This is a genomic window from Nocardioides sp. Soil796, from assembly GCF_001429525.1.
Taxonomy (GTDB): Bacteria; Actinomycetota; Actinomycetes; order Propionibacteriales; family Nocardioidaceae; genus Nocardioides.
On record NZ_LMSQ01000016.1, the window covers coordinates 131,716 to 154,501 of the forward strand.

The following is a 22,786-nucleotide window of genomic DNA, read 5'->3' on the forward strand; positions in this document are numbered from 1 at the left end:
GCTGGCAGCGTGGGCGACATGAGTGAGCTCCGCGCAGATGTCGCCGTGATCGGTGGCACGGGCTTCTACGCCCTGTTCGACGACGCCTCGACCGCCACGGTCACCACGCCGTACGGCGCCCCGTCGGCACCCATCACGATCGGCTCCGTGGAAGGGCGCAACGTGGCCTTCCTGCCCAGGCACGGGTTGCACCACGAGTACCCGCCGCACCGGATCAACTACCGGGCCAACCTGTGGGCGCTGGCCTCACTCGGCGTACGCCAGGTGCTGGCGCCGTGCGCAGTCGGCGGCCTGGGGACGAATGTGCGTCCGGGAGACATCGTGGTGCCCGACCAGCTGGTGGACCGGACCCAGGGCCGCATCCAGACCTTCGTCGAGACCGGCGCCGTGCACGTGCCCTTCGCGGATCCCTACTGCGACGGCGTGACGAAGGCCCTGGCCGCCGGATCGCCCGACGTGATGGTCGGCGGCGCCATGGTCGTCATCGAGGGCCCGAGGTTCTCCACGCGCGCGGAGTCGCGCAGCTACGCGGAGTCCGGGTGGTCGCTGGTGAACATGACCGGCCATCCGGAAGCCGTGCTGGCTCGCGAGCTGCGGCTCTGCTACGCCCCGCTGGCCCTGGTCACCGACATGGACGCGGGGGACGACACCGGCAGCGGGGTCGGCCAGGCGGAGGTCTTCGCGCTGTTCCGGTCGAACCTCGACCGACTCGGCACGCTGCTCCGGACCGCGATCACCGAGCTGCCCGATCCGACCGGATGCGCGTGTGCCACCTGGGCCGACGAGATCGAGCTGACCTATCCCTCGCCCACCGGCGCACCGTCGTGAAGGTCCTGCTGACCGGCTCCGCGGGCTTCATCGGCTCCGCGGTGAAGCGCCGGCTCGAGGAACGTGGTGACGAGGTGGTCGCGGTCGACGTGATGCTCGACCTGGCCCACGGCGCCACGACTCCACCCGTTGGCACGCACCGGCTCGACGTACGCGACGCCGATGCGTGGGCCGATCTGCTCAGCGGTGTCGACGCGGTGTGCCACCAGGCCGCCGTCGTCGGAGCCGGCGTACGCGTCGCCGACCTGCCGGTCTATGCGTCGCACAACGACCTCGGCACCGCTGTGCTGCTGGCCACCATGCACGAGGCGGGCGTACGCCGACTGGTGCTGGCTTCCTCGATGGTGGCCTACGGCGAGGGCGCCTACGAATGCCCCGAGCACGGGCCCCAGGCTCCCGGACCCCGCAGCACCGAGGACCTCGACGCAGGTCGGTTCGACCACGCCTGCCCGGTCTGCGGCCAGCCGTTGCGGTGGACCCTGGTCGACGAGGCGGCGCCCGTCGATCCGCGCAGCTCGTACGCCGCCAGCAAGGTGGCGCAGGAGCACTACGCCTCGGCGTGGGCACGCCACGCGGATGCGCACGCGATCGCCCTTCGCTACCACAACGTCTATGGACCTGGCATGCCCCGTGACACTCCCTATGCCGGAGTGGCGGCGATCTTCCGCTCGAGTCTCGAACGTGGAGCGGCACCCCGGGTCTTCGAGGACGGCGCGCAGATGCGCGACTTCGTGCACGTCGACGACGTCGCCCGCGCCAACCTGGCCGCCCTCGACGCGGTGGTCGCCGAGCCGGCGCCCTTCGCGGCGTACAACGTGTGCTCCGGCCGACCGATCTCCATTGCCGAGGTGGCCGACCGGCTCGCCGGTCCCGACGGGCCCTGTCCCGTCGTCACCGGGCAGTACCGCCTCGGCGACGTGCGCCACGTGGTCGCCTCACCCGAGAAGGCCGCCCGGGAACTGGGCTTCACCGCGCTGGTCCACCCCGGCGAGGGCATCGCCGACTTCGCCACCGCGCCACTGCGCGACTGAACTCCGGAGCGCCCGGCGGCCGAACCACTCGCGCCTGGTCACCAGCCGGTGTCGACCAGGTGCGCCAACAACAGCGTCCAGCAGGCCTGCCCGACGAGTGCCGGCCCGAGCCACCGCTTCGGGAGGGCGACCACGGCCAGCGTCAGCCAGGGCATGAACGGCAGCCAGATCCGCTCCACCTCGGCCTTGCTCATCAACGACAGGTCGGCCACGACCATCGCGGCCAACGCCCCGACGACCAGGGCCAGGGGAGCCCGGGGGAGATCGCGCAGCCGGGCGAGTCCGGCGGTCGCCCACGGCCCCACAGTGGCCACCACCAGCGCGAGGTCGGCCCACAACCAGTAGCTCGCGGGGCGCAGCGACGCGACGCCGTCCCAGTAGCGCTCACGCAGCACCGTGAAGCCCTCCGGCCACCAGTAGCCGAACGGCGCCAGGGACAAGGGCACCGCCAGAGCCACCAGCGCCGTCGGCAACAGGGGCCTCCACGATCGAGCCGCGAACAACACGGTGAGTGCGAGGCACCCGAGGAGTCCCAGCCCGTAGGAGAGCAGGACCAGGCTGCCCAACAGGAGGCCGGAGGGGACGCTCCACCACAGTGACCGGGAGGCGGCGGCGGCAAGCGCGGCCAGGCCCCAGGCCGCCACCGTCGCCATCACGGCGTCCGCACTGACGGCCAGCAGCAGGGCAGCCGGCGTCAGGACCAGGTACGGCGCCGCCCGGCGACCGACCTCATCGGCGTCGAGGGCGCGCAGCGCGACCAGCACGGCGGGCACGATCGTCGCCGCCAGCGCGGTCACCACGAGCCCGGCGGCGAGGTCTCCGCCCAGCCCGATCCGGGCCAGGAACACGAAGAACAGGGTCATCCCGGGCGGATGGCCCGAGACATGCACCGGCCAGTTGTCCGCGGCGTCGAGTGGCACCCTGTCGACGAACTCGCCGAGGAAGACGGGGACGTCGTGCACCGAACGCGCGGTCTCCAGGTATTCGTTCGGTTCGCCGAGCACGCCGGAGATGCCGGACGTGCCGTCGATCGTGGCCAGGGACACCAGCCACGCCAGGGAGGCGAGGAAGGTGGCGATCGCCAGGCGGGCGAAGGGCAGGCGTTGCGCCAGGGAAGCGCCTCGGGTCACGACGAGTGCCGCGACCAGCAGGGAAGGCAGTGTTCCCGGCCCGACGCGAGGATCGAGCCAGCCCTGCCAGGGCGGGAAGCCCTCGGGCGCACTGAACCGCGAGTGCACCTCCCACCCGGTCAGCAACGGCGCCAGGATCGCCGCGGCGACGAGCAGGAGTCCGGCGGCGAGTCCCAGCCACGGAGCGACCCCACCCGACGAGCCCACGCGGGGTGATGCCGGGCGTGACGCGTGCGCCCCTGAAGGGCGCGGTCCTGGGGCGGTTCGGGTCACAATCGCGAGTCTAGGTTCGCGAAACGGCCTCGCCCCGGGTCGGGCAGGTGACGTCATCACTTCGTAAGCAGCAGGGACGGTTCAGCGACCGCTCCGCGGCCTAGCGTCAATGACATGACTTCAACACCCTCCATCGACGTGGTGCTGCCCTGCCGTGACGAGGCACCGGCGCTGACGGCACTGTTGCCCCGCATCCCTGACGGAATGCGGGTGATCGTGGTCGACAACGGCTCCACCGACACCACCGCCGACGTGGCCCGAGACCTCGGGGCCACGGTCGTGACCGAGCCCGAGGCCGGCTACGGCGCTGCCGTTGCGGCCGGACTCGACGCGGCCACCGCCGACATCGTGGCCTTCATGGACGGCGACGGTTCCTTCGACCCGGCGGACCTCACCGAGCTCGTCGCCGACGTGGTCGCTGGACGCGTCGACCTGGCCGCGGGACGTCGACGTCCGGCAGCGAGGGGTGTGTGGCCGTGGCACGCCCGGCTCGGGAACGCGCTGATCGCGTGGTGGCTGCGCCGACGGATCGGGCTGCCGCTGAGCGACCTCGCCGCGATGCGCGTCGTGCGCCGTGAGGCACTGCTCGAACTCCGCATCCAGGATCGACGGTTCGGCTACCCCGTCGAGCTCCTGCAGTCCGCGGTGCATGCCGACTGGCGGTTCTCCGAGCACGACGTCTCCTACGGGCCGCGCGCGGCCGGCACCCGCTCGAAGGTCTCCGGTTCGTTCCTCGGCACCGTGCGGACGGCGCGGGACTTCCGCCGGGTGCTCGCCGACGGCCACCACGACGGCCCCGGCGCCGGTCGAGCCGACGGCCGCCGTACGGGCGGGACCTCTCTCGACGGGAGTCGGGCATGAGGGCGCAACCGTTGGTGCTGGCCAAGGCGCCGCGTCCCGGGCTGGTGAAGACCCGACTGGCCGCCACCGTCGGCGACGACGCTGCTGCGGAGCTCGCCGCGTTGTGCCTGCTCGACACGATCGCGGCCTGCCGCGCGGCGTCCGAGCGGTGCCACCTGGCCCTGGCCGGGGACCTCGCAGGGGTGGTGCTCGAGGACGAGCTCCGCCGGTCCCTGATCGGGTGGAGGATCTTCGCGCAGCAGGGGGACGGTCTGGCGGAGCGCATCGCGCACGCCCACGCGACGATCGCCGGACCGGTGGTGCAGGTCGGCATGGACACCCCGCAGGTCACTGCCGACGACCTCGCCGCCGCCGACGCGGCACTGGAGGACAGCCCGGCCGTCCTGGGCCACGCGGACGACGGCGGGTGGTGGCTGCTCGGGTTGCAGGACCCCTCGCGGGCCGGCGTCCTCACCGACGTCCCGATGTCGCAAGCCGACACCGGCACGCGCACGGCCCGGGCCCTGCTGGGTACCGGCCTTCACATCGAGGTCGTACGCCGACTGCGCGACGTCGACACCGCGGAGGATGCGGAGATCGTGGCGCGGCTGGCACCGGGCACGAGGTTCGGCCGTCGCTGGCACGAACTGCCTGTCAGGAGCCCGGTCCGATGAGCACCGACGTGTCGTTCACCTCGGCGTTCTCGGCATTGCTGTCCGGTCACCCCACGGTCGTGGTCGGGGTGGACAGCTCTCCGACACCGATCCCGGTCGAGCGCTGGTCGGCACCGGCCGACGAGGACGACAAGCGCATCCTGACGCTGTGCCACGGTCCCACGCTCGACATCGGGTGCGGCCCCGGCCGGATGGCGATGGCCCTTGCGGAGACGGGTCGTATCGCGCTCGGTATCGACGTCGTGGCCGAGGCTGTCGCCCAGACCCGGCGCCGTGGTGCCTCGGCGCTGCAACGCGACGTGTTCGCCGAGGTGCCGGCCGAAGGCAGATGGGGGACCGTGCTCCTGGCCGACGGCAACATCGGCATCGGCGGCGACCCGGTGGCGCTGTTCCGTCGGGCGGGGGACCTGCTCGCGCCCGGAGGGCGTGCCGTGGTCGAGGTGGCCGAGCCTGGGGTCGAGTCGCGCACCGTCTGGGCGGTCCTCGAGTCCCAGGGCGGCAAGCACCGATCGCGCCCGTTCCGTTGGGCCGTGCTCGGCGTGGACGGGCTGGCCGACGCGGCCGCAGCGAGTGACCTGGTCGTCAGCGAGGTGCACGAGATCGGCGGCCGGTGGGTGGCCGTCCTGGTGCGCGGGGAGCGCCGCTCATGAGGGCCCCGGCCGAGACCGACTTCACCTCACGGCTGAGGTCGCCTGCGGTCGCCGCCCGCATCGGTGTCTGGCTCGGCGTGTGCTTCGCCATGGCGTTCGTGACCGGGGTGATCAGCCACTACGCCCAACTGCCGCACCCGATCGTGCCGTTGCCGACGTCGCCGTCATGGGGCTACCGGCTGACCCAGGGCCTGCACGTCGCCTCGGGCACGGCAGCGATCCCGCTGCTGCTGGTCAAGCTGTGGTGCGTCTACCCGAAGCTCTTCGCCGCACTGCCCAGGTCGTTGCGCACGGGCCTTCTCACCGCCCTCGAACGGGGCTCGATCGCCGTCCTGGTGTCGGCGTCGATCTTCCAGCTGGCGACCGGCCTTGCGAACTCCGCTCAGTGGTACCCGTGGCAGTTCCCGTTCCGCAGCTCGCACTACGCGCTGGCCTGGATCGCGATCGGGGCGCTGGCCGTGCACATCGCCGTCAAGCTGCCGGTCATCCGGGGGGCCCTGGGCGCGCCCCTGGAGTCGACGGAGCTCGACCGGCCCGAAGCCTCGGTGCCCGGCGCGGTGAGTCGTCGTACGGTCCTGCGCACGACGTGGGTCAGTGCCGGCGCCGCGGTGTTGTTGACCGCAGGAGCCACGGTGCCGTGGCTGCGCCGGGTCTCGCTCTTCGCCGTGCGCACCGGGGAGGGGCCGCAGGGCGTGCCGGTCAACCGCTCGGCGCGGGCCGCGGCGATCGATCCGGCCGCAACGGGCGAGGCCTACCGCCTGGTGGTGCGCCACGGAGACCGCTCACGTGAGCTCAGCCTCGCCGACCTCAAGGCTCTCCCGCAGCGCACTGAAGACCTGCCGATCGCCTGCGTCGAGGGATGGAGTGCCGGTGCCACCTGGACCGGGGTGAGGGTCCGTGACCTCCTAGACCTCGTGGAGGCACCGTCCGACACCGAGGTGCTGGTGCGGTCGCTGCAACGTCGCGGCGGCTACGCACAGTCGGTGCTCCCGGGGTCGTACGCCGACCACGACGACACGTTGCTGGCGCTCGAGCTGAACGGCGAGACGCTGGACTCCGATCACGGCTACCCGGCGCGCCTCATCGCGCCGAACCGGCCCGGGGTGCTGCAGACGAAATGGGTCAACGAGCTGGAGGTGCTCCCATGACCGCACCTCCCGCGGCTCGGCCCCTCATGATCGGCCGGGGGATGTTGGTGGCGGCCGGGGTGGCAGCAGGTGCGTGGGGCGCCTGGCTGCTGTACGACGCGACGCCGTGGGACCGCTGGCCGAACCTGCTGGTCTGGCTGGCCGGTGGCGTGCTCCTGCACGACGCCGTGCTGGCGCCGGTGGTCCTCGTGCTCGGCTGGTCCGCGGCGTGCGTCGTGCCCTGGTTCAGGGGGCCGGTCGTCGTCGGCGCCGTGTTGCTCGGTGCGCTGACCCTGGTGGCCGTGCCGGTACTCGGCGGGTGGGGGCGCCGACCCGACAACCCGACGCTGCTCGACCGGGACTACACCGCCGGCTGGTTCGTGGTGGCCGGCGGCATCCTGGTCGGCGTGCTCGTGGCCGCTGCCGTCGTACGATCGCGAATGACAGAGATCGGTGCCCCGGAACGGGCACCGGCAGAGGATGGTGATGATGGCGAACGTCCTGGTCGTCGATGACGACGCGACGGTTCGTGAGGTGGTGGTGAGCTACCTGCGCGCCAACAAGCACGACGTGGTCGAGGCCGCCGACGGTGAGTCCGCCGTCGAGGCCGCGATGCGGCGTACGCCGGACCTCGTCGTCCTCGACCTCATGCTGCCCGGCATCGACGGGTTCGAGGTCGCCCGGCAGCTCCGCCTGACCAGTGAGGTGCCGATCGTGATGCTGACCGCCCGGAGCAGCGAGACCGACCGGGTGGTCGGCCTCGAGCTCGGCGCCGACGACTACGTGAGCAAGCCGTTCAGCCCCCGCGAGCTGGCGCTGCGGGTCGAGTCGGTGCTGCGCCGCACCTCGGGTCGTACGCCGACCCTGCCCGACGTACTCACCGACGGTGACCTGGTGATCGACCACCCGCGCCGTCAGGTCACCCGGGCCGGTGCGCCGTTGACGCTGACCGGTCGCGAGTACGACCTGTTGCGGTTCCTGGTGGCGCACCCCGAGGTGACCTATTCGCGTGAAGAGCTCCTCGAGCTGGTCTGGGGCTGGAGCTTCGGCGACCGCTCGACCGTGACCGTGCACGTGCGCCGGGTCAGGGAGAAGGTCGAGGCCGATCCGACCCACCCGGTGCGCCTGTGCACGGTGTGGGGCGTCGGCTACCTGTGGTCCGCGTCTGGAGGCGACCGATGACCGGCGACGCGTTCTGGACCATCGTGCTGGTCGCCTCGCTCTCGGCTGCGGTGGTCGGCATGCTCGGTTTCGCGGCCAGCTGGCTGGTCAGGCAGCGGTCGCTGGTCTGGCACCTCGCGATCCTTGCCCTGGTGGCGGTGCTGGCTCCGTTGGTGGGCCTGATCGCGGTGACCCGGATGATGTTCTTCTCGGGCCACGACCTTGCCGTGGCGACGTACGTCGGCATCGTCGCGGCCGTCGTGACCCTCGGAGTTGCGATCGGGCTGGGCCTGGCCATCGGACAGTGGTCGGGCGCCGTGCAGCGCAACGTCCGGCAACTCGGTGGGGACGGCGAGCTCGCACCGCCCAGCGGTGCGAAGGAGTTCCGTGACCTCAGCACCGCACTGCACGAGACCCGCCGGGAGCTGGCCACGTCGCGCGAACGCGAGCAGCTGCTCGACCAGTCGCGGCGCGACCTGGTCTCGTGGGTCTCCCACGACCTGCGCACCCCGCTGGCCGGGCTGCGGGCGATGTCGGAGGCCCTCGAGGACGGCATGGCCGCCGACCCGCAGCGCTACCTGACCCAGATCCGGCAGGACGTCGACCGGATGGCGACGATGGTCGACGACCTCTTCGAGCTGTCGAGGATCCACGCCGGCGTGCTGGTGCCGCAGCGCGAGACCGTGCTGCTGCACGACCTGGTCAGCGAGGCCATCGCCAGCCTCGACCCGGTCGCCCGCACGCGCGACGTCAGGGTGGGTGGCGCCGTCCAGGACGGCATCTGTGTCTCGGCCGACCCGGCGGCCCTCTCGAGGGCCCTCTCGAACCTGATCATGAACGCGATCCGGCACACGCCGCCCTCGGGCGAGGTGCAGGTGCGTGCCGAGCAGGTCGAGGACGGCGTCGTGCTCAGTGTCGCGGACCAGTGCGGCGGCATCGCCGAGCACGACATGACCCAGGTCTTCGAGGTCGGTTGGCAGGGCTCGTCGGCCCGTACGCCGGACCGTGACCTGGGCGGCCGGGCCGGGCTGGGGCTGGCCATCGTGCGCGGCATCGTCGAGGCCCACGACGGGGTGGTCGGCGTCGAGAACCTCGAGTCCGCCGACGGGTGCCGGTTCCTGATCCGGCTGCCCTCGTCACCGGAGGTCGCCGCGGTCTGACGCCGGGCCATTGACGAAACTCTCTTGTTGAACACTGATGTTCGAGTTAATATCTCGAACATCAGTGTTCATCTTGCATCGGAAGGGGTTTCGGCCATGGCACACGAACCACGCACGAGGGTGGCGGACGGTCCGGTGGCCGACCCTCGCCGCTGGGCCATCCTGGGCTTCCTCGGAGTCGCCCAGTTCATGCTGATCATCGACGTCACGGTGGTCGCGATCGCGTTGCCACACATGGGCGCCGACCTCGGGCTCGACCGCGAGGCGACCACCTGGGTGGTCAGCGCCTACACCCTCGCCTTCGGGGGACTCATGCTGTTGGGCGGTCGCATCGCCGACCTGCTGGGATCACGCAACGTCGTGATCGCGGGACTGGCCGTGTTCACCGTCGCTTCGCTGGTCTCCGGTGTGGCGGACAGCTCGACGGCGCTGCTTGGTGGCCGGGTCGCGCAGGGAGTCGGTGCGGCGCTGCTCTCGCCGGCCGCACTCTCGGCCGTGGTCCAGCTCTTCGACGGAGAGGAGCGCAACAAGGCGCTCGGCATCTGGTCCGGACTCGGCGGGGCGGGGGCCGCGGTCGGCGTACTGCTGGGCGGCGTGCTCACCGCAGGGCCCGGCTGGCCCTGGGTGTTCTACGTCAACGTGCCGATCGGCGTCGTCGTGACCGTTGTCCTGTTGCGCGTGCTGCCTGTGGCTCCGGGTGCTGGAGCCACCGGGATGCGACGGGGGAGCCTGGACGTCATCGGCGCCGGGTTGGTCACCGCCGCCACCGGCACCGCGATCTACGCGTTGATCGGCGCCGGTGACCGGGGTTGGACCGACCGCACGACCCTGCTGCTCCTGCTGGGTGCGGTGCTGCTCTACGTGCTGTTCGGGTTGCGGCAGCGTACGGCGGCCGTGCCCCTCATGGACCTTGCGCTGCTGGCCCGTCGACCGGTGGCAGCCGGCACGTTCCTGGTGGTCAGTGCGACCTCCCTGATGGTGGCCGCCTTCTTCCTGGGCACGTTCTACCTCCAGCACCACGCCGACCTCGGAGCCCTGCTGACCGGAGTGCTGTTCCTGCCGATCGCGCTGGCCACCATGGCCGGTGCCACGGTCGCCGGGCAGCAGCTCGCCGCCGTCGGTGGCCGACTGCTCACCGCACTCGGGTTCGGCATCGCGGCGCTCGGGTTCACGGTGGCCGCCGTCGGCCTCGGCACGACGGCTGTCGTGGTCGGTCTGACCATCGGCGCCGTCGGGCTCGGGGTCCTCTTCGTCGTGGCCGCGGCCACGGCCCTCGGCCAGGTCGCTCCCCACGAGTCAGGCATCGCGTCCGGCATCGTGAGCACCTTCCACGAGTTCGGTGCCTCCCTGGGGGCCGCGGTGGTCTCGAGCGTCGCCGCGGCGAGCATCGCCGGCAGTGGCACTGACGGGTTCGTCGACGGCTTCACCCTCGGAGCCGCCGTCGCCGTGGCGGCCGGCCTCGTCGCAATGTTCCTGGTTCCGGGCCGGCCAGCCCAGGCTGCCACCGTCGCCGACGGAGGTGAGTGGTGATGACGTCGCGCGAGGTGCGCAGGTTCGCCCTGCACTACGGCGAGATGGTGCTGGCCATGGTGATCGGGATGATGGCGCTCCACCCGTTGTGGACGCTCGCAGTGTCCGGCACCGACCCACAGGGCGTGCTCCGTTCGGTGGAGGTCGACTCCCTGGCCATGGCGACCACCATGGCGGTCCCGATGGGGGCGTGGATGCGGTTCCGTGGCCACGCCTGGCGCCCGGTCCTGGAGATGAGTGGCGTGATGTACGCCGGGTTCGTCGTACTCTTCCCGTTCCTGTGGGCCGGCTTGCTCGGTGAGGACGGCGTGATGGTGCTCGGCCACGTCCTCATGTTCCTCCTCATGTTCGTGGCCATGCTCTGGCGGAGCGAGGAGTACGTCGGCACGCACGCCCACCACGGCGATGCGACACGGCTCGCAGGCTCCGGGGCCGTGGAACGCGTCGACCTAGGATGAAGGCATTGTGACGACGACCGGACAGTCTGCAGGTGCCGCGGAGAAGCGGCCGCCCCGCGCGGACGCACGACGCAACATCGCCGCGATCCTCGATGCGGCGACCGAGTGCCTGGCCCGTGATCCCGATGCGACGATCAACCAGGTCGCCAAGGCTGCAGGCGTCGGACGCGTGACCCTCTACGGGCACTTCGACTCCCGCGCGACCCTGGTCGCGGCGGTCGCCGAGCGGGCGATGGCCGAGGCGGACTCCGTGCTCAAGGACGTCGACCTCGCCGGAGATCCGGTCGCCGCACTCCAGCGCCTGATCGAGGCCACCTGGGCGGTCACCCACCGGTACGGCGCTCTGGTGGTCGCCGCCGAACGCGCCCTTCCGAGTGAGCAGGTCGACCAGGCTCACGCCGACCTGCGCGCACGGGCCGAGCGGCTGCTGAAGCGTGGCCAGCGCTCGGGGGCGTTCCGCAAGGACCTGCCCGTGTCGTGGCTGGTCACCGTGCTGCACTCGGTCACCCACGCCGCGGTGACCGCCGTACATGCCGGTGATCTCGACGCAGCTGACGGCCCGCGGATGATCAGCGCCGCGATGCTCGGCGTCACCACCCCGGCCGGGGGAGTCGTCCCCGATCCGGCTGGCTGACCCCGCGGGGGCGCGGGACCAGGGGGCCAAGGATCGTCAGGGCGTCGGCCGGAGCAGTCGGACCCTGAGCACCCGCTCGCGGTCGCGGGCCTCCTGCTGGTCACGGCGCCGTGCGGCGAGCAGCTGGGGCAGCGAGACCACGCCGACAACGACGTCGGGATCGTCGCGGTCCAGCACCGGCAAGGTGGTGATCCCGTCGACCGCCATCGTCTCGGCGACGGCACGAAGGGTCTGGTCGCTGTGGGTGTGGACGGGGTCGCGGACCAGGAGGTCGCCGATCGTGCCACCCGGTGTCCGTGCACTGCCGAGCAGCGCCCCGCGGGCAACCACGCCCGCGAACGCGCCGTCATCGGTGACCGGATAGAGCTGCTGTCGCCAGGCCGCGTGGTCGTCGGCAGGTTCCTCGAGGGCGGTGAGGGCACTGGCGATCGGCAGGTCGGGCGTGAACTCGACGATCTCACTGGTCATCACCTCGCTGACGAAGGTGATCTCGAGCGGATCGACGTCGTACTCGCGGCTGAGGTGGTAGCCGCGTCGGGCGATCTTCTCCGTCAGCACGGAACGCTTGAGGATCAGTGCCGAGGCGCCGTACGCCGTGAAGGAGCCGATCATCACCGGCAGGATCGCGTCCCACTGATGGGTCAGCTCGAGTGCGAACACGACCCCGGTGAGCGGGGAGCGCATCACGCCGCCGAGCACTCCGGCGAGCGCGACCAGCGCCCAGAAGCCGGGGCCGACCGCGGGGAAGAGGTGCGACTCGAGCGCACCGAGGGCTCCACCGATCATGAACATCGGTGCGAGCACGCCGCCGGACGTGCCCGAGCCCAGCGACAGCGACCAGACCAGGGTCTTGACGACGAGGATGCCCACGATCAGGCCCAGGCCGATCTCGCCGCTGAGCTCGGCCTCGATCACGTCGTAGCCGACACCGAGCGCCTCGGGGACGAGGAGCCCGCCCAGGCCGATCAGCACGCCACCGATCGCCGGCCACCACATCCAGTGGATCGGCAGGCGGCGGAACGCGTCCTCCGAGGCATAGACCAGGACGGTCGCGACCAAGGCGAGCAGTGCGGCGATCAGGCCGGACACCACGCACAGCGCGTAGTCGACGTCGTGCAGGTGCAGGGCGCCGGTGACCGGGAAGACCGCTCCCTCGCCGAGCAGGTGGTGTCGGAGTACGGTGCCGACCGCGACGGCTCCGGCCACGGGGACCAGGCTCCTGGGCCGGAACTCGAAGAGCAGCAGCTCTGCGGCCAGCAACAGGGCCGCGAGTGGCGAGTTGAAGGTGGCCGCCATCCCGGCCGCGGAACCGGCGACCAGCAGCGTCTTGCGTTCGTCGGCGGTCAGGTGGAGGAACTGTGCGAGCAGCGAGCCGAGCGCCCCGCCGGTCATGATGATCGGGCCCTCCGCACCGAACGGACCGCCGGTGCCGATGGCGATCGCCGATGACGTGGGCTTGAGTACGGCGACGCGGGGCTGCACCTTGCTGCCACCGAGCAGGATCGCCTCGATTGCCTCGGGCATGCCGTGGCCACGAATCTTCTCCGAGCCGTAGCGCGCCATCACGCCGATGACCAGGCCACCGACGACCGGCGCGAGCAACACGAGCCACCAGGGGTGATCCCCGCCGCCGGGCGCGACGAGCTCGGTCGAGGTGCGTTGGTAGAAGACCGCGTTGGTGATCAGGCCGATCAGCTGCAACAGGGACCACGCGGCCAGGGCGGCGACGGCGCCCACCGGCAGGGCAAGCAGGGCGATCACGACCATGCGCGGGGTGACGGTGAAGTCGCCGAGGTGGCGCACGTCCCGGACCGCGACGTTGCTGGAGGGATTGCTCATGGGGAAAAAGTATCGGAACACGACATATTAGGCTGAGGGTGTGTCAACCGATGAGCAGTACCAGCGCCTCCTGCTGTTCCGCACCACCTTGCGGCGCTTCGAGCAGTGGAGCAGGCAGGCGGCCGAGGAGCACGGGCTGACCCATGCCCAGCATCAGCTCCTGCTCGCGATCAGGGGGAGCACGACGGACGGGGGGCCGTCGATCGGCGAGGTCGCCGATGCCCTGCTGGTGCGGCACCACACTGCCAGTGAGCTGGCCGACCGTACGGCGCAGCTCGGCCTTCTGAAGCGGTCGCGCAGCACTGAGGACGCTCGCCGCGTGCAGCTCCGCCTGACCTCGTCCGGTGCTCGCGTGCTCGAGGAACTCACCGCCGTACACGTCGAGGAGCTGCGACGGCTCTCGGGACTGCTCGATCCGCTCGCCCCACCCACGTCGGGGACCTGACTGAGGTCGTTTTCACAGCGTTGGGGCCGAGGTGCCTCAGCTTCTCGGCCTGACCCGGAGCACCGCGTCGTTGCCGTCGTTGGCCGTGGTGATCAGGAGGTCGCCGTTGGGAGCGCTGGTGACCGAGCGGAGCCGTCCGAAGCTGCGCAGCGCGGACGGGATGCGGACCGACACCAACGTGCCTGCAGCGGTGAACTTCATGAACAGCACCCGCTCTGCCTTCAGTGCCGCCACGGCCAGGGTGCCGTTGTAGACACCCCATCGGCTGCCCCGCACCCACGCGGCACCGGACGTGGCGATCGTGGGGTCGCCCGAGCGCCACCGCGCGTTGATCTGCGTGCCCGGCAGCGACTGGTCGGTCATCGGCACGCTCTCGTCGTAGCCGGGCACGGGGTTCCACCCGTAGTTGCCCCGCGTGCGCAGCCGGTTGACCTCGTCGTCGCGGTAGCTCCCGTGCTCGACGGACCACAGCGACCCGTCCGCGCGTTGGGCGAGGCCCTGCACGTTGCGGTGCCCGTAGGTCAGCACGTAGCGCCGCTTCAGGTTCGTGGACGTGAGGAAGGGGTTGGTGGGCCACGGCTTCCCGGTCATCCGGTTGAGTCGGAGCACCTTGCCGTTGAGCGAGTTGAGGTTCTGTGGGTTGGTGCCCACGGCGGCGTCACCGGTCCCGACCAGAAGGTCACCACCACGGCCGATCAGCAACCGGCAGCCGCCGTGACGCCCGGAGGTGGCCTGGATTCCCGAGAGCAGTACCCGGCTGCGGACCGCTCTGCCGTGGGTGAAGTCGAGGGTCCAGGCGACCACGCGGACGTCGTGGCGGCCGGATCCGGCATTGCCGCCCTGGCACATGTAGAAGCGGTGGTTGCGCGCGAAGCCCGGATCGATCGCCAGCGACATCAGTCCGGTCTCGCCACTGACCCACACCGAGCTCTTCGGGTAGGCGAGGCTGCGCAGTCGCCCGCGCGAGTAGAGCAGGAGCCGCCGGGTGTCCCGCTCGGTGATCAGCAGGCGTCCGCCGCCGATCGCCTTGACATCCCACGGTTGCTGGAGGTTGCGCACCTGGCGAGTCACCTGGAGCGAGGGGACCACCGCCGCCGCTCGTGGCTTGCTCTCCTCTGCGGACTGGTCGGCCGAGCCCGGGGGAGTCAGCCCCGCGAGCAGGGCGAGGAAGAGGACCACGGACAGTGCGGCGGCTCGGCGCATGACGCCCACGCTACGCCTGGCTTGTCGCGCAGGTGGCGAACGCCGGCTGAGTTCGCCACGGGCGTTCACGGCGTTCGGGCTCTGGCGCCCCTGCCTGGCCGCACTTCCACGCCCGCCTGGTCGACGGAGTCGCGGCTCGACCGGACCCGACGTAGATGCAGGTTGACCAGGACGCTCGTGAGGGCGGCCCACACGCACCACAGGGAGATGACACCACCCTGGTTGAGGGCAGCCAGGCCGAGCACGACGACGAGGTTGACCACACCGAAGAGCTGGAGTGAGCGTGCCCGGGCGAGCAGTGGTGGTCCCAGACAGGCAACGGCATAGACCGGGAGGACGTGATCGGGGATGTACTCGCCGGCGAAGTAGGTGATCTGGTGCCCGTCGACTCGACGGTCCGGAGCATCAAGTCCCAGCAGATTTCCGCAGATGGCAACCGCAGTGAGACCGGCAACCACGAAGCCGACGTCGGCCACCCGCGAGCGGCCGACTCCGAGGCGGAGGAACGCCCACGGGATCAGCAGTGGGACCACCAGCAGTGCGATGACCAGGTAGGAGTACGTCGCCACGTCGCCGGTGCACTGGCCGACCCTTCCCTGCAGCTCCCACCAGACGAGCGTCTCGATCAGTTGATGAACCCCGAAGACGACCGGCACGGCGGCCAGGGCGACCTGCCTGCGTGAGGTGACCTGGCGCAGGCAGTCGATGCCGATCCCGGTCACGACCACACCGGCGACGACATCCATCTCGGGGGAGAAGCACACGACGTGAACCTAGCAAGGGTCGCGTGGCGAACTGCGGCAGTTCACGCCCCGGACGTGGGTCGGCAGCGGGAGGAGGCTCGGCCCGCCGCCCAACTGCCGCAGTTGCCGACAGACAGAACGGCCCCCGACCTGCGTGGTGCAGGTCGGGGGCCGTCGTACGACGATCAGATGTCGTAATACTGACTGACTGACCCATGCTGACCTGCGCAAACGTCGAGGACTTTCGACAATTTGTACCACGCTTGTAACGGATGCGGGTCTGCTAGGGAGTCGGGGTCATCGCTCCGGGCCGTCGAGCTCCGTGCCCTGTGTCGGATCTTCCTGGCGGGCGGGGGAGTGGACGCAGTCGATGCGCCCGCCCATGGCAGCCATGAGCGAGCGACCGACGGGCGCGAGATTCTCACGGCATGGCCGATCGGGACGACCTGCCCGCCGTCCTTGGGGAGGGCGAATACTTGGTCGCCAACGACTACAGGATGGGCGGGTTCTGGGGAGTTCTCATCGCTCCTTCTGAGGAAGCCATCCGCGCGAAGACCCCGAACTCATCATCGCCAAGACCCGACCGAAGTGGATGGACGAGGCCGCGCTAGAAGCAAAGCTGAGAGACGCCGTTGTGGTTGGACGACCACCCGCCGCAGGCTCTGCTTCTGGGCGCTGGTGCCTCAACCGGTGATCATGGCTTTGACCTTACCGAGCACGGTTCGCGGCCGAGGCGTGCGAGCGGTGCTTTGCTCCACGATGTTGCGTCGTCGCGCTTCCAATTCGAGACGGTGGCCGACTCGAACTGCTGGTTCATCGAAGGCACTGGCCAGCCCGGCGGCGACGGCCATGGCGGCCCAGTCGTTGTGCGCGGTCGCGCGGACGGCATGAGCAACTTCTTCGGTGGGAGGGTGGTCCGCGAGGTCGTCGATGACCTTCCGCACGCCCGAGTAGATCCGGGTGGCGTGCCGCCAGGCTTCGATGACGGCCTCCCTGCGGTCTTCAGGGTCGTCGACGAGGCTGCGTTCTAGTGATGCCACGAGGCGGGTGTGCCAGCGGAGCAGCAGCGCGTTCGCGAGATCCTCGATGTTGTTGAAGTAGGTGTCGGTGCCTTCGATGTTGGTGGGGATTTGCCCGTCGTTTCGGGCGAGGATCTCCTCGATCAGATTGTGGAGGACTGTTGCGCGGCTCGGCTTCGGTCGGTCCTTCACGGGTACTCCTTCGTGGGACTGGATGGTGTGTGGCTGACCTACTGAATGGGTAGAGATGCGAACCCGCGGATCGGGCCTGAGCGGAGTCGGACCGCGGAGTCGATGTCGACATCCCAGTCACGGCGGCGGGTGAGGAGTGCTCGCAGAGCGATACGTGCTTCGAGGCGGGCTAGGGATGCGCCGAGGCAGAAGTGGATGCCGCGCCCGAACGCGACCTGTCGTTCGGGGCGACGGTTGATGTCGAAGTGGTCGGCGTCGGGGAACGCGTGGTCGTCGCGGTTGGCTGAGCCGAAGAGCAGCAGCACGGTGTCGCCGGCTGCCATGGCCTGCCCGTGCAGATCGACCTGTCGGGTCAGGGTGCGTGCCAGGCCCTGGACCGGTGAGTCGTAGCGGAGCAGCTCTTCGACGGCTGCTGGCACGAGTTCGGGGTCGTCGGCGAGAGCGCGTCGGTCCTCAGGGTGCTGGGCGAGGATGACAGCGCTGTTGGACAGGAGGTTGGTCGTCGTTTCGTGCCCGGCGACGAGCAGCAGCAGGCAGAAGCCGAGAAGTTCTTCCTCGGTGAGGTGCTCGCCGTCCACTTCGGCTTGGACGAGCGCTGTCATGAGGTCGTCTTGGGGGTGCGCGCGTCGGTCGGCCAGGAATGCGGAGAAGTACTCGTAGAGGGCTGCAGCGGCGTCCAGCCCGGCGCCGAACTCGCCTCGCACGGGGTTGGACTGGATCAGGGTGGTGGACCAGGTCCGAAAGCGGTCGCGGTCTTCACGCGGCACGCCGAGCATGTCGGCGATCACGATCGCGGGCAGAGGTCCGGAGAATTCGGAGACGAAGTCCCACGGGCCGGTCTCGGGGGATTGGTCGAGGAGGTCGTCGACGATGGTGTGGATGTGTGTCTCGAGCCCGGCGATGCGGCGGGGGGTGAAGGCCTTGCTGACGAGGTGACGCAGTTGGGTGTGCCGGGGTGGGTCGCTCATGATGAGCATGGGCAGGAACAGGTCGGTCATGTCCACCCCGGGCGGGGTGGGGAAGATCCCGGACGCCGAGGAGTACGTCGCCGGATCGGCGAGGGCGGCGGAGACGTCGTCGTAGCGGCTGAGGACCCAACAGCTCGCCTGCGAGGACCAGTACACGGGAGCGTGGTCGCGCAGCTCGCGGTAGACGGGGTACGGGTCCGCCATGACTTCCGGGTCGAACGGGCTGTAGGTCAGCTGCTGGTTGCTCATCGCATCTCTCTCGGTTGTCGGTTCACGCGTGTGCATCGGATGTGGTGGCTGGCTGCAGTGCGGACGGGGCGCGCGTGGGCCTGCGGTGTGGCCACCAGCTGCGGTCCTCGAAAAGGGCCGCGCAGGCGGGTACGACCAGGGTGCGGACGATGAAGGTGTCGAGCAGGAGTCCGGCGGCGACGGCGAACCCGGTCTGGGCGAGCGCTTCGACGGGGGAGAACAGCAGGGCCACGAAGGTGGAGGCGAAGATGAGGCCGGCGGCGGTGATGACGGGTCCGGTGGCGGTGACTGCGCGGGCGACCTCGTCGCGGTCCAGGGCGAGGCCGCTCTCGCGCATCCGGCTCATGAGCAGGATGTTGTAGTCCGCGCCCACGGCGACGAGCAGGACGAACACGATGACCGGGACGGTGAAGTGGATGTCTTGTCCGACCAGCTGCTGGAACACGAGGGTGGTGAGCCCCAGCGCGGCCGCACAGGACAGGACGACGGAGGCGAGGAGGTAGAGCGGTGCGGTGAGGGCGCGCAGCGTGAGGATGAGGATGAGGAGCACCATGAGCAGGACCGCGGCGACCACGAGGACGGCGTCGTCGGCGAGGTAGTGGGCCAGGTCGGCGCCGAGGCCGGCCGCGCCGGTGGCGAGGATGGTGGAGTCGTCGAGGCGGGTGTTGTTCATGGCCTGGTCGGCGGTGTCCTGGACTTCGTTGTAGCGCTCCTGTCCGGCGGGGGTGAGGGGGTCGGTATCGCCGGTGACCTGGATGCGGGCCAGTTTTCCGTCCTCGGAGAGGAACTGGGTGCGGGCCAGGGCGAAGTCGGGCTTTCCGAGTGCGGAGGCGGGTAGGTAGAAGCCTCCGGCCTCTGGGGTGTCGGCGCGCTGGTTGATGGCCTGGAGGTAGTCGCCGGATTCGTCGAGCCCGTTGCTGAGCTTCTCGGTCTGGGTGAGGAGCTGCTCGATGCCAGGTGCGATGCCGGCGGCACCGGTGGCGAGCCGGTCGGTGCCGCCTTCGAGCTCGCCGAGCTTCTCGCTCAACAGCGCTTGGCCCTCGGCGATCCGGTTGCTGCCCGACTGGGCTTGGCGGAGCCCGGCGGCGAGCTGGTCGAGCCCGGTCGCGAGGCGTCCGTCGCCGGCGGCGAGGCGTTCGGCGCCGGCGGCCGCTTGGGCCAGGCCGGGCAGGAGCCGGTCGCGTTCGCCGGTGTAGATCTTGCGCAGGCCCTCACGGGAGCGTTTGCAGATCGGGTCGGCGGTGCAGATCGGATCGTCCTCCAGGGCTTCGACGATCCTGCCGAGGCCCTCGACGGCCTGGGCGACCTGGTCGTGTGCGGTGCGGAGCCCGGCGGCCAGTGCGGCGGCGCCCAAGCGGAGCCGGCGGGCGCCGCTGGCGGCCTGGCTCGTGTGATCGGCTGCCTGCCCGAGGCCGTGGGCGATGCGGCGGCTGCCGTCGCTGAGCTTCCCGGCGCCGTCTTGGGCCTTCCCGGCGCCTGCGGAGACCTGGCCGAGGGCGTCTCCGAGGTCGCCGGCCCCGGACGCGAGGCGTTCCAGCCCGGGTTCCCCGGACTCGAGCTTGCGGTCGGCCTGGTGGAGTCCTCGGGCGAGTTTCCCGAGCTGGTTGGCGATGGAGGCGGGTTCCAGTCGCCTTCCGGCCGGTTGGGTGATGCTGCGGACCTGGTTGACGCCGTCGACCTTCGCGACCGCGGTGCTCACGGAGTTGATGACAGCCAGGTCGCGGGTGTTGGCCATGTTGTGGTCGGAGCGGATGAGCAGGTAGTCGGGCAGGGTCTGGTTGGGTGGGAAGTGCTCGGTCATCGCCGCGAGGCCCAGGTTGCTGGGGGTGTCTGGCGGTTGGGCGGCGCGTTCGTCGAAGGAGAGCTGCATCGTGGGCAGCGCGAGCGCGAGCAGCACCAGGACCGTCACTCCCGCGACCAGGATCCGGGCGGGGTGTCGTCCGACGAGGCGGCCGGTGCGGGCCCACCGCGAGTCCGGCCGCGGTGCCGGAGCTGGCCCGATGCGGGGTCCGAACCAGCGGATCAGGGCGGGGGTGAAGGTGAGGCTGACCGCGAGGGTGACCGCGATACAGATCGCCATCGGGGGGCCGGTGGTGGCGAAGATGGCGAGTTCGGTGAATCCGAGGCAGATGGCGCCGAGGATGACGGTGGCTGCCGAGGCCAGCAGGGCGGGCCCGACCCGGGAGACCGACTCGGCTACCGCATCGAGGGGTTCGAGGCCGTTGCCGTATTCCTCGCGGAAGCGGGAGATGAGGAAGACGCAGTAGTCGGTCCCGGCGCCCAGGGTGATGGCTACGACGAACGCGTCGGTGTAGGTGGACAGGGCCAGCCCGTGCTCACCTGCCCAGGCCAGGGCGCCGCGGGTGCACAGCAGGGCGACACCGATGGTCACCAGCGACACCAGGACGGTCGCGATCCGGCGGTAGACCAGCCAGAGGATTCCGACCAGAAGGAACAGGGAGACCGCGGTGATCTTCAACGAGGCGTCGTTCACCGCCGTGGTCAGGTCGGCGATCATCGCCGGGTCGCCGGTCACGTGAACTTCGGTGCCGGGTGGAGCATCGAGGTCGTCGACGACCGAGCGGAGCCACTTCACGTCCTCGTCGGATGCCGGTGAGCCGACCGCGGATCGCAGCCCGACGACTAGGTAGGTCGCCTCGCCGTCCTTGCTGGTCATCGAGCGCCGGGCCTCGGGCTTGCCGAGGTAGTCCTGGACCTCCGAGACCCGCTCCGGCTCCTTCTGGAGGGTGCTCACGAGGTCGGCGTAGACGCGGCGGTCCCCCACGCCCAGGCCGTCGTCGTCGGTGATGACCACGAACACATACGAGTGGGTGTTGCCCGACCCGAACGCGGTGTCCATCACCCGCAGCCCGTGCAGGGTCGGTGAGTCCTCGGGCAGGAAGGCAGTGCTGCTGCGTTCGACCACGGTCCCCAGCGGGGTGACCAGCAGCGAGAGCGCGGCGGCGGCCAGCACCCAGCCGAGCACCACGATCGATGGGAAGCGGTGCCCCAGCCTGAGGGCAGACCTCAGCGGTCCGCTGCTTCCGGCTCGTGGTCCGCGACCCATTCACCCGCACCAATGCTCTGGACTGAAATGTTGTACTGGCAGTACAACATAGGATGTGGTCGACGTCGAGGCCAGTTGGCACGGTGGGGCACAAGGGGAGGAGTGAGAGCGGTGAGGAAACTTCCGGCGAAGCTGGCCAGTCAGCTCTACGGCGCGGCCGAGCTGATCGCCGAGCGCGGTCTGGACGGCACCAAGATCGACGACATCGCCGAAGCCACGGGTATCCCGAAGGCCACGATCTATTACCACCTGGACGGCAAGAACGGGGTCCTCGCATTCCTTTTGGGAGACCTGCTTGACCTCATCGCTGGCGAGGTCGGTGTCGCAGTCTCAACGGTCGAGGATGCCCGTACCCGGCTCGAGGCCGCCGTCGCAGCACAACTAAGTGTGATGGTCGAGCATCCGTTCCTGTGCCGGGCACTCGTGGGGGACCTCGGCCGTGCCACCCGGCTGCCTGACCTCGCCGAGGCTTTGCGGAGCGCGTTCTACCAGCCGATCGAGAAGCTTCTGGCCGACGGCGTCGCCGACGGCTCGCTGCGCCAGGTCGCCGATCCGGGTGCCGTTGCAATGAGCGTCTTCGGTGCCATCACCGTGGCCGGTCTCAGCGCCGCGGTCGAGGGGTCTTCAACTGGCCCGTCCGCAGATGCGGCCCGTTTCTCTGCGGCGATCTGCGAACTGATCCTCGACGGTCTCGCGACACCTCGCACTCGCGATGACCACGAATCGGGTGAGCGGCCGTGACCAGCCTGGATGAGCTCCTCGCGAGCTGGAACGAGAAGTTCCGGGCGTACGAGGACGGCGCCCGGCTTCCGCCGCACCACGACCACTGCCTCGCCTGCGGACCCGACAACCCCCACGGCCATCACCTCACCGTCCAGCGTCGCGGCGACGAGGTGCATGCGGTTCACGTCTTCGACGAGCGCCACGTCGGCGCTCCCGGGATCGCGCACGGAGGCGCCGTGGCAACGGTCCTCGACGACCTGTTCGGGTTCCTGCTCTACCTCACCGGCAGTCCAGCGGTGACCCGGAAGCTCGAGGTGCGCTACGACTCGCCCGTCATCCTCGGCACCACCTACGAGCTCGCGGCCAGGGTCGTCCGGACAGAAGGGCGCAAGCTCTTCGTGGAGGCCGACATGAGTGAGACCGGAGGACCAACTGTCGCCTTCGCTTCGGCCCTTTTCCTGAGGGTGGACGTGACCCACTTCGACCAGGGCAGGCCGCGATGACTAAGACGTGGGTGGGCCGCTTTATCCCCGAAGTTCCCGTGGGCGCCACGGTCGCAAGCGCACCGTGGCGGAGGGACTCTGCGGGATCTCAGCGCGGTCGGGTTCGACACGGGCGCGACCGGTACTCCCGGTCGGTACTCCCGGCTGGTGCCTGTTCCTCTGCCGTGTGACGACGGAAGGGTGCGAGTCGCACGCTGAGCTGACATGGCTGTCGGCGTGCGTGTCGGGAGGGATGACGCCCCCACTTGGATCGTCAACGGTGACGTGACTGCGTGAACAACGCCGCGAGCGTGCTGCTTGAGTGGCGCGAAGCGAGCGAAGGTTGGTAGCCGGGCCCTA

The 22,786-nt window shown here is 70.2% G+C and carries 22 protein-coding genes; 15 read left to right on the forward strand and 7 right to left on the reverse strand.

Features of this window, described 5'->3' with window-relative positions; genetic code table 11:
• The first annotated feature begins 18 nt into the window (after positions 1 to 18).
• Both ASH02_RS06810 and ASH02_RS06815 read left to right on the forward strand, forming a co-directional pair.
• On the forward strand, positions 19 to 828 hold the full coding sequence (locus ASH02_RS06810) for an S-methyl-5'-thioadenosine phosphorylase (protein ID WP_057294497.1): 810 nt from the start codon (positions 19 to 21) through the stop codon (positions 826 to 828).
• Positions 825 to 1,859 (forward strand): NAD-dependent epimerase/dehydratase family protein, encoded by a 1,035-nt coding sequence (locus ASH02_RS06815; protein ID WP_057294498.1) that lies wholly within the window; start codon positions 825 to 827, stop codon positions 1,857 to 1,859. Before ASH02_RS06810 ends, ASH02_RS06815 begins: the two co-directional genes overlap by 4 nt.
• Before the next feature lie 38 nt (positions 1,860 to 1,897).
• Here the strand turns inward: ASH02_RS06815 and ASH02_RS06820 are convergent, their stop codons facing one another.
• The gene (locus ASH02_RS06820) at positions 1,898 to 3,196 is read right to left on the reverse strand and encodes a hypothetical protein (protein WP_057294499.1); all 1,299 of its coding nucleotides are present in this window, start codon (positions 3,194 to 3,196) and stop codon (positions 1,898 to 1,900) included.
• Positions 3,197 to 3,376: 180 nt separating this feature from the next.
• Here ASH02_RS06820 and ASH02_RS06825 point away from each other — a divergent pair, with 180 nt between their 5' ends.
• The 10 genes from ASH02_RS06825 to ASH02_RS06870 all read left to right on the forward strand — a co-directional run bounded on the left by ASH02_RS06825 (position 3,377) and on the right by ASH02_RS06870 (position 11,496).
• Complete coding sequence (locus ASH02_RS06825) at positions 3,377 to 4,123, forward strand: glycosyltransferase family 2 protein (RefSeq protein WP_082620829.1); 747 nt, start codon at positions 3,377 to 3,379, stop codon at positions 4,121 to 4,123.
• Entirely contained in the window at positions 4,120 to 4,776 is a 657-nt protein-coding gene (locus ASH02_RS06830; protein WP_057294500.1) for a TIGR04282 family arsenosugar biosynthesis glycosyltransferase, read from the forward strand. The genes ASH02_RS06825 and ASH02_RS06830 overlap by 4 nt, the downstream gene beginning before the upstream one ends.
• Complete coding sequence (locus ASH02_RS26610; RefSeq protein WP_056891211.1) at positions 4,773 to 5,426, forward strand: class I SAM-dependent methyltransferase; 654 nt, start codon at positions 4,773 to 4,775, stop codon at positions 5,424 to 5,426. Before ASH02_RS06830 ends, ASH02_RS26610 begins: the two co-directional genes overlap by 4 nt.
• On the forward strand, positions 5,423 to 6,574 hold the full coding sequence (locus tag ASH02_RS06840; protein WP_057294501.1) for a molybdopterin-dependent oxidoreductase: 1,152 nt from the start codon (positions 5,423 to 5,425) through the stop codon (positions 6,572 to 6,574). The genes ASH02_RS26610 and ASH02_RS06840 overlap by 4 nt, the downstream gene beginning before the upstream one ends.
• On the forward strand, positions 6,571 to 7,068 hold the full coding sequence (locus tag ASH02_RS06845) for a hypothetical protein (protein ID WP_156409723.1): 498 nt from the start codon (positions 6,571 to 6,573) through the stop codon (positions 7,066 to 7,068). Before ASH02_RS06840 ends, ASH02_RS06845 begins: the two co-directional genes overlap by 4 nt.
• Positions 7,043 to 7,735, forward strand: a complete 693-nt coding sequence (locus ASH02_RS06850) for a response regulator transcription factor (RefSeq protein ID WP_056680318.1) — start codon at positions 7,043 to 7,045, stop codon at positions 7,733 to 7,735. The genes ASH02_RS06845 and ASH02_RS06850 overlap by 26 nt, the downstream gene beginning before the upstream one ends.
• Positions 7,732 to 8,874 carry a sensor histidine kinase gene (locus ASH02_RS06855; RefSeq protein ID WP_057294503.1) on the forward strand — a complete coding sequence of 381 codons (1,143 nt, stop codon included), beginning with the start codon at positions 7,732 to 7,734 and terminating at the stop codon, positions 8,872 to 8,874. The genes ASH02_RS06850 and ASH02_RS06855 overlap by 4 nt, the downstream gene beginning before the upstream one ends.
• Before the next feature lie 96 nt (positions 8,875 to 8,970).
• The gene (locus ASH02_RS06860) at positions 8,971 to 10,404 is read left to right on the forward strand and encodes an MFS transporter (RefSeq protein ID WP_057294504.1); all 1,434 of its coding nucleotides are present in this window, start codon (positions 8,971 to 8,973) and stop codon (positions 10,402 to 10,404) included.
• The gene (locus ASH02_RS06865) at positions 10,404 to 10,862 is read left to right on the forward strand and encodes a hypothetical protein (protein ID WP_200950037.1); all 459 of its coding nucleotides are present in this window, start codon (positions 10,404 to 10,406) and stop codon (positions 10,860 to 10,862) included. Before ASH02_RS06860 ends, ASH02_RS06865 begins: the two co-directional genes overlap by 1 nt.
• A gap of 7 nt (positions 10,863 to 10,869) precedes the next feature.
• Positions 10,870 to 11,496 carry a TetR/AcrR family transcriptional regulator gene (locus ASH02_RS06870; protein WP_200950036.1) on the forward strand — a complete coding sequence of 209 codons (627 nt, stop codon included), beginning with the start codon at positions 10,870 to 10,872 and terminating at the stop codon, positions 11,494 to 11,496.
• Positions 11,497 to 11,532: 36 nt separating this feature from the next.
• Here ASH02_RS06870 and ASH02_RS06875 read toward each other — a convergent pair whose 3' ends face one another.
• Positions 11,533 to 13,335 carry a chloride channel protein gene (locus tag ASH02_RS06875; protein WP_200950034.1) on the reverse strand — a complete coding sequence of 601 codons (1,803 nt, stop codon included), beginning with the start codon at positions 13,333 to 13,335 and terminating at the stop codon, positions 11,533 to 11,535.
• 40 nt (positions 13,336 to 13,375) lie between these two features.
• On the opposite strand from ASH02_RS06875, the gene ASH02_RS06880 reads away from it, so the two are divergent.
• A complete protein-coding gene (locus tag ASH02_RS06880; RefSeq protein WP_056680342.1) occupies positions 13,376 to 13,780 on the forward strand; it encodes a MarR family winged helix-turn-helix transcriptional regulator in 405 nt (134 codons plus the stop codon).
• A 36-nt stretch (positions 13,781 to 13,816) separates the two neighbouring features.
• Here ASH02_RS06880 and ASH02_RS06885 read toward each other — a convergent pair whose 3' ends face one another.
• The 5 genes from ASH02_RS06885 to ASH02_RS06905 all read right to left on the reverse strand — a co-directional run bounded on the left by ASH02_RS06885 (position 13,817) and on the right by ASH02_RS06905 (position 21,221).
• Positions 13,817 to 14,983, reverse strand: coding sequence for a PQQ-dependent sugar dehydrogenase (locus ASH02_RS06885; RefSeq protein WP_156409724.1), 1,167 nt, complete (start codon positions 14,981 to 14,983; stop codon positions 13,817 to 13,819).
• A 65-nt stretch (positions 14,984 to 15,048) separates the two neighbouring features.
• Positions 15,049 to 15,747, reverse strand: a complete 699-nt coding sequence (locus ASH02_RS06890) for a DUF6629 family protein (protein ID WP_057294506.1) — start codon at positions 15,745 to 15,747, stop codon at positions 15,049 to 15,051.
• Between the two features lie 662 nt (positions 15,748 to 16,409).
• Positions 16,410 to 16,937 carry a hypothetical protein gene (locus ASH02_RS06895; protein WP_056680406.1) on the reverse strand — a complete coding sequence of 176 codons (528 nt, stop codon included), beginning with the start codon at positions 16,935 to 16,937 and terminating at the stop codon, positions 16,410 to 16,412.
• A 38-nt stretch (positions 16,938 to 16,975) separates the two neighbouring features.
• Positions 16,976 to 18,154 carry a cytochrome P450 gene (locus ASH02_RS06900; protein WP_056680409.1) on the reverse strand — a complete coding sequence of 393 codons (1,179 nt, stop codon included), beginning with the start codon at positions 18,152 to 18,154 and terminating at the stop codon, positions 16,976 to 16,978.
• A gap of 22 nt (positions 18,155 to 18,176) precedes the next feature.
• Positions 18,177 to 21,221 (reverse strand): MMPL family transporter, encoded by a 3,045-nt coding sequence (locus ASH02_RS06905; RefSeq protein ID WP_056680410.1) that lies wholly within the window; start codon positions 21,219 to 21,221, stop codon positions 18,177 to 18,179.
• 111 nt (positions 21,222 to 21,332) lie between these two features.
• Between ASH02_RS06905 and ASH02_RS06910 the strand changes: the two genes are divergently transcribed.
• On the forward strand, positions 21,333 to 21,962 hold the full coding sequence (locus tag ASH02_RS06910) for a TetR/AcrR family transcriptional regulator (protein ID WP_056680413.1): 630 nt from the start codon (positions 21,333 to 21,335) through the stop codon (positions 21,960 to 21,962).
• Positions 21,959 to 22,447, forward strand: a complete 489-nt coding sequence (locus tag ASH02_RS06915) for a PaaI family thioesterase (RefSeq protein WP_056680421.1) — start codon at positions 21,959 to 21,961, stop codon at positions 22,445 to 22,447. The genes ASH02_RS06910 and ASH02_RS06915 overlap by 4 nt, the downstream gene beginning before the upstream one ends.
• The last annotated feature ends 339 nt before the right edge of the window (positions 22,448 to 22,786 follow it).